Source organism: Streptosporangium sp. NPDC049248, from assembly GCF_040678965.1.
Classification (GTDB): Bacteria; Actinomycetota; Actinomycetes; order Streptosporangiales; family Streptosporangiaceae; genus Streptosporangium; species Streptosporangium fukuiense.
In genome coordinates, this window is record NZ_JBFAQY010000013.1 from 19,275 (window position 1) to 31,837 (window position 12,563).

General features: G+C 71.8%; 9 protein-coding genes. 2 read left to right on the forward strand and 7 right to left on the reverse strand.

Translation table 11 applies throughout. The features are described 5' to 3' along the window. Positions 1-172: 172 nt before the first annotated feature. The 6 genes from AB0K21_RS23465 to AB0K21_RS23490 all read right to left on the reverse strand — a co-directional run bounded on the left by AB0K21_RS23465 (position 173) and on the right by AB0K21_RS23490 (position 8,040). Complete coding sequence (locus tag AB0K21_RS23465) at positions 173-1,165, reverse strand: NAD-dependent epimerase/dehydratase family protein (protein ID WP_343967640.1); 993 nt, start codon at positions 1,163-1,165, stop codon at positions 173-175. Positions 1,166-1,233: 68 nt separating this feature from the next. Beyond that, on the reverse strand, positions 1,234-3,483 hold the full coding sequence (locus AB0K21_RS23470) for a SulP family inorganic anion transporter (RefSeq protein WP_343967638.1): 2,250 nt from the start codon (positions 3,481-3,483) through the stop codon (positions 1,234-1,236). A 71-nt stretch (positions 3,484-3,554) separates the two neighbouring features. Then, a complete protein-coding gene (locus AB0K21_RS23475; protein WP_343967635.1) occupies positions 3,555-5,075 on the reverse strand; it encodes a hypothetical protein in 1,521 nt (506 codons plus the stop codon). Between the two features lie 183 nt (positions 5,076-5,258). Then, complete coding sequence (locus tag AB0K21_RS23480) at positions 5,259-5,810, reverse strand: YbhB/YbcL family Raf kinase inhibitor-like protein (protein WP_343967633.1); 552 nt, start codon at positions 5,808-5,810, stop codon at positions 5,259-5,261. 452 nt (positions 5,811-6,262) lie between these two features. Then, the gene (locus AB0K21_RS23485) at positions 6,263-7,072 is read right to left on the reverse strand and encodes an ABC transporter permease (RefSeq protein WP_343967631.1); all 810 of its coding nucleotides are present in this window, start codon (positions 7,070-7,072) and stop codon (positions 6,263-6,265) included. Next, the gene (locus tag AB0K21_RS23490) at positions 7,069-8,040 is read right to left on the reverse strand and encodes an ATP-binding cassette domain-containing protein (protein WP_364153132.1); all 972 of its coding nucleotides are present in this window, start codon (positions 8,038-8,040) and stop codon (positions 7,069-7,071) included. Before AB0K21_RS23490 ends, AB0K21_RS23485 begins: the two co-directional genes overlap by 4 nt. Before the next feature lie 233 nt (positions 8,041-8,273). On the opposite strand from AB0K21_RS23490, the gene AB0K21_RS23495 reads away from it, so the two are divergent. Both AB0K21_RS23495 and AB0K21_RS23500 read left to right on the forward strand, forming a co-directional pair. After that, complete coding sequence (locus AB0K21_RS23495; RefSeq protein ID WP_343967626.1) at positions 8,274-8,882, forward strand: PH domain-containing protein; 609 nt, start codon at positions 8,274-8,276, stop codon at positions 8,880-8,882. After that, entirely contained in the window at positions 8,879-10,741 is a 1,863-nt protein-coding gene (locus tag AB0K21_RS23500) for a PH domain-containing protein (protein ID WP_364153136.1), read from the forward strand. Before AB0K21_RS23495 ends, AB0K21_RS23500 begins: the two co-directional genes overlap by 4 nt. A 55-nt stretch (positions 10,742-10,796) precedes the next feature. Here AB0K21_RS23500 and sepH read toward each other — a convergent pair whose 3' ends face one another. Next, positions 10,797-12,542, reverse strand: a complete 1,746-nt coding sequence (sepH, locus tag AB0K21_RS23505; RefSeq protein ID WP_364153139.1) for a septation protein SepH — start codon at positions 12,540-12,542, stop codon at positions 10,797-10,799. Positions 12,543-12,563: the final 21 nt, after the last annotated feature.

Here is a 12,563-nt window from a genome sequence, read left to right on the forward strand (position 1 = left end):
TGCGTAGAAATACCTCTCTAACGCAGGCGGAACCCAGCGCCCCGAGGTCGGTCATGACAGTCCTGCGAATCTCGGGGCGCCCAGGGCGGCGGGCCGCCCGGCCCCGCCGCCACGAGCCTGTGCCACTCCTCCGGAGGCGTACCCGGGGGAGCGGAGGAGTCACAGGCGCTCCCTAGGCCCACTCGGCCAGGATTCCGGCCTCCTTCTCCGGATCGATGCCGTGCCCGCGGAACACACGCTCCCCCGGCGGGACGTCCCGCAGCCACGCCCAGGTGTCGCGTACGGTCTCGGCGACCGGGCGGCAGGTCAGCCCGGCCGCGATGGCCTTCGCCGACGAGGGCAGCCAGACCCCGGCGAACTCGGGACCGCCGGGAGCCCAGAGCGGGAACTCGGTCCACGGTGACACCTTCCGATCGAGCAGGAAGCCGTCGTCGACCCAGACGAACTCGGCGTCCGAGCCGGTCACCGCGCGGCACTCGGCCAGCCAGCCGCCGTAGGTGATGTTGCCGCGCACCCCGCTGGTGAGGAAGCGGTCGGCCGTCCCGGCCTCGGCATGGCTGAGAACGAACGCGGCGATGTCGCGGGCGTCGATGAGCTGCATCGCCCGGTCCGGGTCACCCGGGGCCAGCACCCGCCCGCCCCGGGAGATCCGGTCCAGCCACCAGGGCAGACGGCCCACGTTCTCGTACGGGCCCAGGATGAGACCCGGCTGGATGATCAGCGCGTTGCCGTCGAAGCCCTCCTCCACCGCCCGCTCGCAGCCCGCCTTGAGCATGCCGTAGTGACCGTCCTCGGGACCCGCGTCCGGCGCGCACTCGAAGAGCGGTGAGCTCTCGTCGCACTCCCGCTCGGGGAAGTCGGAGAGAGCCGAGATGCTGGAGATGTACGCGTAGGTGGCCGCCCGGCCGGAGAGCCTCCGCACCGACTCGCCGACGACCCTCGGGACCTGCCCGTGGACATCGATGACGGCGTCCCACTCCCGGCCCGCCACCAGGCGATCCAGGTCTTCCGGCACCTCACGGTCGCCCCTGACCGCCTCCACGCCCACCAGGTCGACCCCGTTGCGCCCCCGGTTGAACGTCGTGACCTCGTGCCCGCGCCGCAGCGCCTCCTGGGTGATGGCCCGGCCGAGGAAGACCGAACCACCCATGATCAGAATTCTCATAGCGCCTCATTCTTGGCGCCCGGCGAATGGCGGACCACAGGCTTTCACCCGTAGCGCAAGCCATCCGCTCACAGCGGACGGCTCGCGATCGGAGGATGCTCCAGCAGGTGCACCCGGGCGGTACCGATGTCGAAGTACATGCCGACCAGCTCCAGGTGCCCGGCGCGGAACAGCTGGTCCACCTGCGGGTAGGTCCGGAGGTTCTCCAGTTGCTGGATCACGTTGACCCGGCAGAGGCGGTCCAGCGGGCCCTCGTCCTCGCCGGCGCTCTCGCCCTCGATGAACCGGGCCAGGGTGTGGTTGCCGTGGCGCAGCCAGCGGCCCAGCGCCGGCAGGCCCGCCGTCTTCTCGCCCCCGCTGAGCAGGGCGCTCATCGCCCCGCACCCCGAGTGCCCGCAGACCGTGATGGTGCGGACGTTCAGCGCGTCCGTCGCGTACTCGATGGTCGCGGCCACCGAGTCGTCCGTCGGCGCGGAACCCCGCCGGGGCACCAGGTTGCCGAGGTTGCGGAGGGTGAACAGGTCTCCCGGGCCGCTGGCGGTGATCAGGTTCGGCACGATGCGGGAGTCCGCGCAGGTGATGAAGAGATGCGAGGGCTCCTGCCTGCGGGCCATCCCGTGCAGGAGGGGACGGACCAGCGGTGCCGTGCGCAGGTGGAACTCCCGAGCCCCGGCCAGCAGGTCGGGAACGGCGGGACTGTCGCCGCGGGGCACGTGCCGGGTGGCGACCAGGGGGTGACGGGCCGAGCGCCGCCCGCTCCGCCGGTGGGACCAGGGCAGCCACCACCGGTCAGGTGCCAGGGGCGGGGTCTTGGCGGGGAACACCCGGGCGCCACTGGCCGCCATGGCGTACCACTCGTCGTGGATCTCGTCGATGTCCACGCTCCCGCCGCCGCGCTCGTGCTCGTGCCGCCAGTTGTGGATGGCCTCGAAGGCCGCGTTGTCCATGAAGTCGATGTTCAGGTCGAGATCGACCGAGGCCCCCGGCGGGATGGCCCGCAGCTCCGAGGTGAGCGTGGGCACCCCCAGGAAGGTCAGCGAGCCACCGATCACCACGTGCCAGCGCCCGTCCGGCTCGGCGGTGGCCCGCACGGTCACCCGGGTGAGGCGGCGCAGCGCGAGCAGCGCGGCGAGGCCGAGGCCGACCAGCACTCCCTCGGCGAGGCCGAGCAGCACCACCCCGGCCATCGTGACGACGTACACCGGCACCTCGCTGTGGCCGCGCAGGTTACGCAGATGCCCCATGTTGACCATCTGCACGCCGATGAAGACCAGCAGCGCGGCCAGCGCCTCCATCGGGATCAGGGCGATCATCCACCCCAGGCCGACCGCGAACAGCAGGATCCACACGCCGTGCAGGACCGTGGACCAGCGGCTGCGCGCCCCCGCCCTGACATTGGTGGTGCTGCGGACGATGACCCCGGCCACGGGCAGGCCGCCCAGCGCGCCGGTCACCATGTTGGCCACGCCCTGGCCGACGAGCTCCCTGTCGAGGTCGGAACGCCTGCCCTCGTGCAGCTTGTCGACGGCCACCGAGCAGAGCAGCGACTCCACCCCGGCCAGCAGCGCCACGATCAGCACCGCGGCGATGATCCCGTGCCAGTCACCCGTGGGCCAGATCGGGGTGGCCCAGGAGTCCAGGCTGGCGGACAGGTCGATCCGGGTGACCTCCCAGCCGAGCGCCCAGGCGGTCACCGAGGCGGCGAGCAGGGCCGCCAGCGGCGCGGGGAAAACCCGCACCCGGGCCGGCAGACGGGTCCAGGCGACCAGGACCGTGATGGTCAGCAGGCCGACGAAGACCGCGTGCGTGTGGTTGTGGATGATCTGCTGGGGCAGCTCGACCAGGTTCTCGATCGCGGAGCGCTGCGGGTTCCCGCCGAGCACCACGTGCAGCTGGGCCAGGGCGATCACCACGCCCACCCCGGCGAGCATGCCGTGCACCACGGCGGGCGAGACCGCCAGCGCCGAGCGGGCGACCCGGCAGACGCCCAGCAGCAGCTGCAGGACGCCCGCGAGTAAGGTGATCATGCAGGTGGCCCGCCAGCCGTATCGCATCACCAGATCGGCGACCACCAGGGACAGTCCCGCGGCGGGTCCGCTCACCTGGACGACGGAGCCGCCCAGCAGACCCGCCACCACGCCGCCCACCACGCCGGCGATGAGCCCTGCCGCCAGTGGCGCTCCGGAGGCGACCGCGATGCCCAGTGAGAGGGGCAGGGCCACCAGAAAGACCACCAGGGATGCGGGTAGGTCGTACCGCAGCACGGAGGCGATGCGACCCACCGTAAACAAACCGTCGCTCTTCGTGTCCGTCTCCATGTGCAGACCCTACGGGGCCGTGCCGCATCGGCCGGGCGTTTACCGTGGGCTTTTACGGAGGACGGGGAGAATCAGCGGTAATAGTCGGGGTAGTCGGGCTCCTGGGTCCCCCGATGGTGGTTGCCCCGCGAGCCGCCCCGGCCTCGTCCCTCGGCGGGAGTGGTCGCGGTCTCGGGGGCGGTGCCGTAGAGCTCGCCGTAGCTCGGCCAGCTCGCGCCGTCACTCCCGTTGGGAGTGCCGGGCTCCGGCCACGCGACCGGGCTGGCCGGGGTGGCGGGCTGGGGCTCGTAGCCATACCCGCCGACCGGGCCGCCCCGCGGGTCGGCCGGGCGGTCCTGGGCGGGGGGGAAGGCCCGGGAGGGGCCGGTGGAGGCGGAGACCGCCGGGCTCGGACCGGTGATCGCGTCGTCGTCGATGGTGGCCCAGCCCGAGCTGACCTCGTACGAGCCCGCGGGCGGAGCGTCGTAGACCGGCGTCTGGTACGAGGAGTAGGACGGAGCCGGGTCATCGAGGATGTCGGCGGTGTTCGCCACCGGCCAGCCACCCGACGTCGGGCTCGTGGCCTGCGCCCACGGGTTGTCCGCCAGGTTGTCCTTGGGCGGTTGCGCCGGGGTGCTCTTGGGCGGTTGCGCCGGGGGACGGTAGGAAGCCGCGAGCGGGTCGGGCGCGGGCGTGGCGGGGAAGCCGCCGCTGGTCGTGGGACCCATGGGGGGCATCGAGGCGGGCGGTCCGCCGTTGCCCGGACGGGCACCGGACGAGCCGGTGCCGCTGGGCCGGGAGCTCGCGCCGCGGCGAGGGTACGAGCCGCCGAGCGGGTCGTTCAGCGGGTCGGGCCGGGAGGGGGCGCCGTTGCCCTGGGCGGGCTGGGGCGACGGCTGTGCGGGCGTCCGGTTCCCGCCGCGGCGGGAACTCGCCCGCGAGGGGCGGGCGTCGCCGAAGGCGCCGGGAGTGGGTGCCGCGAACGTCACGGTCCGCTGCTCGGCGAGTGACGCCGCGGTGGGAGCGGGGTTCGGCTGGACCGGGGCGATGAAATCGTCGAGGCCGGAGGGCAGTGAGGCGGAGGCGACGGCCGGCTCGGCTGCCGGCCTGGCCGGCCGGGGAGCGGGGGGTTGCGGGGCGCCGCGGGACGGCTGGGGCCTGGTCGGAAGCGGTGCCTGCACCGTCGTCGCGTCGGCGTCGACCTGCTGGTTCTCCTTGTCGACGGGACGACTCGCGCCCATCTGAGCTGCCAAGGGCCCTCCGAAACCGCCCTCGTCAGCCTGGAGCCGTGTCCAGTAGTCGTCGTCGTAGTCGTCCACCTGGCCGAACTCGTTCAGCCCACGCTTGCCCCGGGAGCTCGGCGGCCGCGGCTGGCGCGGCGGCTTCGGCTCGTCGAACGGCGTCAGGTCGGGGGTGAAGTGGTTCATCTTCGGTTCTCTGGTGGCGAAGTCGTCGCTGGACATGGTCGGAGTCAGCGCCTCCTTCTCCGCCATCTCCCGCAGACGTTCCGCGGGGAGTGCGCTCTCCCTGCGGTTCATCGACCGCATTCCCAGTGCCACGACGACGAGCACGAGGAGCACGACGGCGACCAGGCTTACTACGACCGCGATCATTGCACCACCCTCAAGGCCATGGCCTTACAGCGGCGCCGGTGAGGTCGCGCGGCCATCGACGCGACCTTCCCCCATGCATCACCTGCGCTTGGACATTGGATCTGATTGTGTCGGACCACTATGAGCGTTGTCACACCCTAAGTGAAGAATTGGTAACCATTACTACCTCCGGTGTTTGGCCAGTCACTCGATGTGCGCCGCGGTGAGCCGTCCCCAGGCGATCGTCTTGTCCGCGATGCTCCTCAAGGTCTGGCCAAGGGAGGCTCCCTTGCGAAGATCGACCTTGCCGTCGAGCGCGTAGACAGTGAAACGATAGTTCTCCTGGACGCCGCACGGGGGGCTATAGCCCACCTTGCCGTTCGTCGTGCTTCCCTCCACGGCTCCCACCGGGACGCCACCCTCAGGCAGTTCGTTGGTGCGGGGGTCGATGTCGAAAACGACCCAGTGCACTTCGCCGCCTGTCCGGGAGTTGCTGTCCGCCACGATCGCGACGGACTTCGTGCCCTCGGGCACGCGAGACCAGCGCAACGGGGGATTACCAGCCGAACCCTTGCATGAATAGTCGGACGGCAGGGGGCCGCCGTCTCTGACCCGGGGGCTGGAGACGCTGATCGGCTCCAGCTGAGATCTCTCCGTCGAGGCCATGCCGCTGGCCATCCCACAACCCGAGGACATGACGACGAGCGCCGCGGCGATCGCCGTTCCCGAGATCAGCCGCGGGCGGCGCGTAGACATGTTTGGCTGCCCCATGCCCGATGATGCTACGCGGGTCTGGAAGATGCGCAGACCGGATCGCGAGGTTCCGCGGGTGGGAAAAGGCCGAAAAACGGGCAAAATCGAGGGACGGAAGGGGCGAGAGTTAACATCAAACTGGTTTCGCCGTCCCCCGGCCGTCACGCGCCGGCCATGTCTGGTCGTTTCCGGCGGCCGTGACGCCTGGCACATCTGCGGCGGCTGGAGCGCCCGTGGCGGCTGTGCCCCCGAGCCGCCCCTCCAATGGGCCACCCCGCCCCTGCCGGATCCAGCCGGACCGTTTTCCCGGCCCTGGCGGAAACCTCGTGCAGCGGCCTGTCTGGAGCCTCCCGGGGAGAGCCGCCCCGGAGTGCCCCCGACGTGGTGAGGCGTCGCCCGGCCACGCCGGGCGCAGAGACCCGGGAGGCGCTCAGGGGCACTTCGGGAAAGGGTGCCTAGACGCGGCTGCGGAACGCGCGGATCGCCAGAGGGGCGAAGACCACGGCGAAACCGGCGGCCCAGAGCAGCGAGAAGAGCGCGGCCCTGGTGACGTCGCCGCCGATGAGCAGGCCGCGGATGGCGTCCGCCAGGTGCGTGACGGGGTTGAGGTCGGACCAGGTCTTCAGCCAGGACGGGAAGGTGGCGGAGGGCACCAGGGCACTGCTGGTGAAGGTCAGCGGCATCATCGTGGAGAAGGCGATCATCTGCACCTTCTCGGGGCTGGAGGCCTTCAGACCGATCAGCACCGACATCCAGGACATGGCCAGGGCGACCACGACCAGCAGCGCCAGGGCACCCAGCAGTCCGAAGAAACTGGTGGTGACCCGGAAGCCCAGCACCATGCCGAAGCCGATCAGCAGGGCGAAGGCCCACATCTGCTTGACGGTGTCGGCGATGATGCGCCCGGACAGGGGCGCGGTGCGGGCGATGGGCAGGCTCCGCAGCCGGTCGAAGACGCCCTTGGTGATGTCGGTGTTGAGGCCGATGGCGGTGGAGAGCGTGTAGAACAGGGCGTTCTGCACGAGCAGGCCGGGCAGGGCGAACTGCAGGTAGTCGCCGGTGGATCCGGAGATGGCGCCGCCGAAGACGTAGGTGAACAGCAGCAGGAACATGATGGGCTGGATGCTCAGATCCAGCAGTTCCCACGGGTTGTGCTTGATCTGGACCAGGCTGCGCCAGGCCAGTGTCATGGTCTGCTGCAGAGTCGCCAGGGGGGTGACGCGCTTGGCGGCCATCTGCGGGATGGTCGTCGTCAGTGTGGTCACACGAACGCCTCTTCTTCCTTGTCGGAGGTCTCCTCGTCCTCGGGCAGGTGGCCGGTGATGGCCAGGAACACCTCGTCCAGGCTGGACTTGCGCAGCGCGAGCTCCGAGGCGACGACGCCCTGCTCGTCCAGACGGCGCACGATCGCGGGGACGGTGGCGGGGTCGTGGACGGAGGCGGTGGCCTTGCCCCCGCTGAGGTCGGGAACCTCGCCCAGCACGTCGGCCAGCACCTTGCCGACCAGATCTAGGTGCTCGGCCTGTGAGGGGCGCACCTCCAGGACCTGGGCGCCGGTGGTCGCCTTGAGCTGGTCGGAGGTGCCGGAGGCGATGACCCTGCCGTGGTCGAAGACGACGATGTCGTCGGCGAGCTGGTCCGCCTCCTCCAGGTACTGGGTGGTGAGCAGCACGGTGACACCGTCGGCCATCAGGCCGCGCACCACACTCCACAGGTCCGTGCGGCTGCGCGGGTCGAGCCCGGTGGTGGGCTCGTCGAGGAAGAGCACCTGGGGGCGGCCGACCAGGCTGGCGGCCAGGTCCAGGCGGCGGCGCATGCCGCCGGAGTAGGTCTTGGTGGCCCGCCCGCCGGCGTCGGACAGGTCGAAGCGCTCCAGCAGCTCGCCCGCGCGCGCCCGGGAGTCGGCGCGCGTCATGCCCAGCAGGCGGCCGATCATCACCAGGTTCTCGACGCCGGTGAGCATCTCGTCGACGGCGGCGTACTGGCCGGTCAGACCGATCAGCGAACGCACCTGGTGGGCCTGGCGCGTCACGTCGTAGCCGCCGACGACGGCGGTGCCGGCGTCGGGGCGGAGCAACGTCGCCAGGATGCGCACCGCGGTGGTCTTGCCCGCCCCGTTGGGGCCGAGCACACCGAGCAGCCTTCCCTGGGGAACGAGGAGGTCCACCCCGTCCAGTGCCCGGGTCTCCCCGTAGCGTTTCACCAGACCCTCGGCCTGGATCGCGTAGGTCATCGGTCATGCCCTCCGTAGTCTCCGGATCTCCAGCATGTACCGCGCCACCGACACTTTTTCGATCCACGGCCCGGCTGGAGGGGGAACGGGCGACACCGGATCGCGGTAGGGGAGCCGCGTTGTCGGAGCGCCTGCCCCGCGGACCTGCCGCGATGACCCGCCGGGCTCCGGTGGGACTTTTTGCGTCACATCGCCGGAGCGCCCCGTGGGACGTGACCGTTTAGGCTGACAGCGTGAGCGACCGAGCCGATGAGCACAGCCCCGCCCCGGAGGAGGCCACGGCGGCCGGTCGGCCGGGTGAACGTCGCAGGGGCACTCCCGGGCGTGCCCGGGTCTCCCTGCGCGCCCCCGCCAACCCGATCTCGCGCAAGGCGGTCACGTTGTGGCTGACGGAGGGGATTCTCTGGTCCCTTCTCCTGGTGGGCGGCTCTTTCCTGCTGGCGAGGTGGATCGACGAGGGCCGCTGGTCGTGGTTGCCCGGATGGGCGCTGGACAACATCTGGTGGTTGCCGTGGCTGATGGTGCTGCTACTGGTGCCCGGCACGCTCATCGAGCCGTTCTGGCGGTACGCCGTGCACAGGTGGGAGCTCAGCGAGGACGTCGTCTACGCCCGTTCCGGGTGGCTCAGCAGGGAATGGGTGTTCGTGCCGGTCAGCAGGATCCAGACCGTCGACAAGGCGCAGGGCTGGTTCGAGCGCATGCTGGGCCTGGCGACCGTCGAGATCCGCACCGCCTCCCACGCGGGCTCGTCCACCATCAAGGGCCTTGACTACGCGGTCGCCGCCGAACTGGCCGAGGGGCTCGCCCGTCGCGCGGAAGAGCTCAGGGACGACGCGACGTGACCGGATCCCCCAGCGGCCGTTCACCGGCGGAGCGGCCGGAGGGCACCGAACCCCCGGTGCCCGGTTCCGGGGCCGTCCCTGATCCTGACCCCGCTCGTTCGGCCGGCGGGGCAGGGGAGGGCGCCGAATCCTCGGTGTCCGGTTCCGGGTCTCCCGGATCCGTCCCGCGTCCTGATCCCGCTCGCCCGGCCGACCGGACGGGGCCGTCGCTGCGGCTCAGCCCGAAGGTGCTGCTGACCGATCCGATCCGGATGCTGCCCTCGCTCTTCCTGCCGCTGGCCGGTGTCCTGTTCCTCGGCGGGTTCTCTCCGGGGTCGTTCGTGTGGGCGGCGCTGGGCGTCGTCGGCTCCGTCGCGTTCTCGGCCGTGCGCTGGGTCACCTTCACCTACCGGATCGCCGGTGATCGGCTGGAGCTCACCCGGTCGCTGATCAGCAGGTCGGTGCGGACGATCCCGCTGGAGCGGATCCGCGGCGTCGACGTCAGTGCCCCGCCGCTGCACCGCCTGCTCGGCATCGCCGTCCTGCGGATCGACACCGGCGCCGGCGGCGACGACAAGCAGGAGGGCGAGCTCGACGGGGTCACCGTGGAGGAGGGGGAGCGGCTCAAGGCGGTGTTGCTCTGGCACGCACGCGCCCGCATGGCGAGACGCGCCCAGGCGCGCGAGACGGCCTCGGCGTCCGGCCCGGGTGAGCTCACGGCCGCGGACGCGGCGGAGCCGGCGGCCCCCGCCGTCGTCCGTCACGAGGTGGGTGACGCGACCCTCGAGCGGGTGTTCTTCGTGCTGCCGCGGAAGTGGCTCGTCTACGGCCCGCTCTCCGGTTCCTACCTGCTGACCCCGTTCGCGCTGGTCGCCGGTGCCGTGGGCCTGGCGTTCCAGTGGGGCGGCGAGCTCAAGATCGACAGGCGGGTCGTGATGGGCGCGGGGGAGTGGCTCTGGGAGCATCCGCCCCTGCTCACCGCGGCCCTGGTACTGCTGCTCCTGGCCATGCCGGTGGTCGGCGTGGTCATGTACGCGGTGTTCAACTGGGACTTCACACTCCGCGCCAGTGAGGGATACCTGATCGCCGGGCGCGGTCTGGTCACGCGCAGGAGCGTGTCCCTGGAGCGGCGCAGGGTGCGAGGGTTCGAGTTCGTGGAGGGGCCGGCCGAGCGCTGGGCGGGGTTCGGCCGCGCATGGGCGATCGTGACCGGTCTCGGCGACTCGGAGACCCGAGGCCAGTTGCTTCCCGTCGCCCCGAGGGAGACCGTGCTCGACGTGGTGGGTGAGGCGATCGGCCCGATCACCACCGGGCTGCGGTCCCACCCGCCGGCGGCACGCAGGCGCCGGCTGTTTCGGGCGATCTTCCCGTGGCTGGTCGTCGCCGCCTGTGCGACGACGGCGGCCCTGCTCTGGTCCGGGCTCTGGTGGGCGCTCGCGGTGCCCGCCCTGATCCTCGCGCTGCTGGGCGTCCCGCTCGGCCTGGACCGCTACCGGTCCCTCGGCCACACCTACGACGGGAGCCGCCTGTCGGTCCGCTCGGGGTCGCTACGCCGCTCTCAGGCGGTGGTGGAGAAGCGGGCGGTAGTCGGCTGGACTCTGAGCCAGACCTGGTTCCAGCGCCGCGCCGGTCTGCTGACCGTGACCGCGGGCGTGGGTGCGGGCACCGGTGGCTACGCCGCCCTCGACGTCGGTGAGGCCGAGGGACCGGCCTTCGCCGCCGAGGTCACCCCGACCTGGTTGGCCCCGTTCCTCGTCTCCGAGGACCTGGGCCGCGGAAACCCGCTTCCCGCGGAGTCCTCGCCCCTCGGATCGGCAGCACCCGGCGAACCGTCCACGCGGGACAGGTCGACCTCGCCCGGGGAGCCGGGGAACGGCTGACATACGGTGAGGCGGGGGGCCGGTGTCCCGGTCGCCCCCGCCTGACGTGGTGCGATCAGTCCTGGCGGCGGGCGCCGAACATGATCTCGTCCCAGGTGGGCACGGACGCCCGCCGCCCCCGGGACTTCTTGGCAGGCCGCGCCGGAGCCGGTGCCGGCTTCGGCGGTTCCGCGGGCTTCTCCGCCGCGGGCTTGTCGACCTTGGTCTCCTGCATGGCCCCCGTGTCCCCCTGTGTCTCTTGCCTGCCCGGCTCGGCCTTGGCCCGCTCGTCCACGCTGACGCGCGCCGCCGGTACGGCTATCGAACCCTCCTGGGCCGGTTCGGACTCCGGCGCGGGGGTCTCCTTCGCCGCGATGGTGTTCTCCGCTTTCGTGGAGACCGGCTGTCCTGCCGTCTTCTCGTCCGCCGCGGACCGCTGCTCGGCGGGCTCGGACGGGACGGCGACAGGCTCCGGCGGGGTCACGGCGGTGGGCGGGAGGGGGGCCGATACCTCGGCGACCTGGGGAGCCTCCATGACCTCCATGACCTCCATGACCTCCGGGGCCTTCGCGGCCTCCGGAGTCTTCGCGGCCTCCGCGACCACGGGCTCGGGGGGAGTGGCCGGCGCGTGCGCCGGAGCCTGCTCGGGCAGGTCGGATCCGGTGGCCGATTCCCGCGTCGTGGCGGGCACCGGCTCCGGCGCGCCGGCCGAGAGCGGCCCGACCCGAGCCGGCTCGGCCGCCGTCACAGGGGACTGGACGGCGACAACGGGCTGTGGCGCGGCGGGTGCCGCGGGCTCAGGCTCCGGGGCGGGCAGCGGCTCGTACGCGGCGGGTTCCTGCGCGGCCGGTGAGACCGGCTCGTACGCGGTGACCGGCTCCGGCAGCACCGGCTCCGGAGGCCTGACCCGCGCGGCGGGATCGGGGCCCTCGGCCGCGGGAGCGGCGGGCTCCGATGCCCGGTCGGACTGGTATCCGGCCGGGTCGGGAGCGCGCAGCGGCGGCACGGACACCCTCGGGGCCTCGTATCCGGCGGGGAGCGGAGGCATGGGCGGCTGCTGGTAGGCGGCCGGAGGTTCGGTCTGGGCGTAGGCGGGCCGGGGCTGTGCCACGGACTCGTGCCGCAGGACCGAGGGGAAGGCGACCGGCTGCTGGTTCGGCGGTTCGGGAGCCAGCGGCGGCACCGGAGCGAGCTTGGCCACCCGCGGCACGAACGGCGTGACCGTGGTGTCCTCGACCGGCTTGACGTCCTCTCCGCTGGACAGGCGCAGGGCCTCGTCGTCGTGGGGCGTGATGTGGCGTCGGCGCGGGTCGAAGAGCCACTCGGCGTTGCGCGTGTGACCGTTCCACACGAACCCGAGCTTGATGCGCCACATGTTGTCGTCCCGCTTGGCGGAGTCCCACTCGATCTCGTCGGCGGGGACGCCGCGGCGGGTCAGCCGCTCGGCGACCAGGTCGCCGAGAGTGGGACCGGGAGCGGAGTCGCCGGGCAGGCGTACGGCGCAGCGCTGCGCCTGCTGTGCCATGTACTCACGTTCCTGGAGCACGGGGCCCTCGAACCATCGCACGCGCTCGACCGGGATGCCCGCCGTATTGGCGATCTCCTCCGCGGTCTCGCCGGCACGGATCCGGGCCTGGATCTCCTTGGGGCGCAACGGACTCTCCACTTCGATCTCGTACTGGCCGAGACGGGAGAAGTTGCCGCGGACGGCAGCACGGAGCCGGTCGTCGACGGGCAGCGTGAACCGGGTACCCCGGCCGGCTGTCGCCAGCACGAGATAGGTCCCGTCCTCACTCACCGCGACGAGTCGGAGCTCCTGCATGCGAGTCCCTTCGTCGTCGTG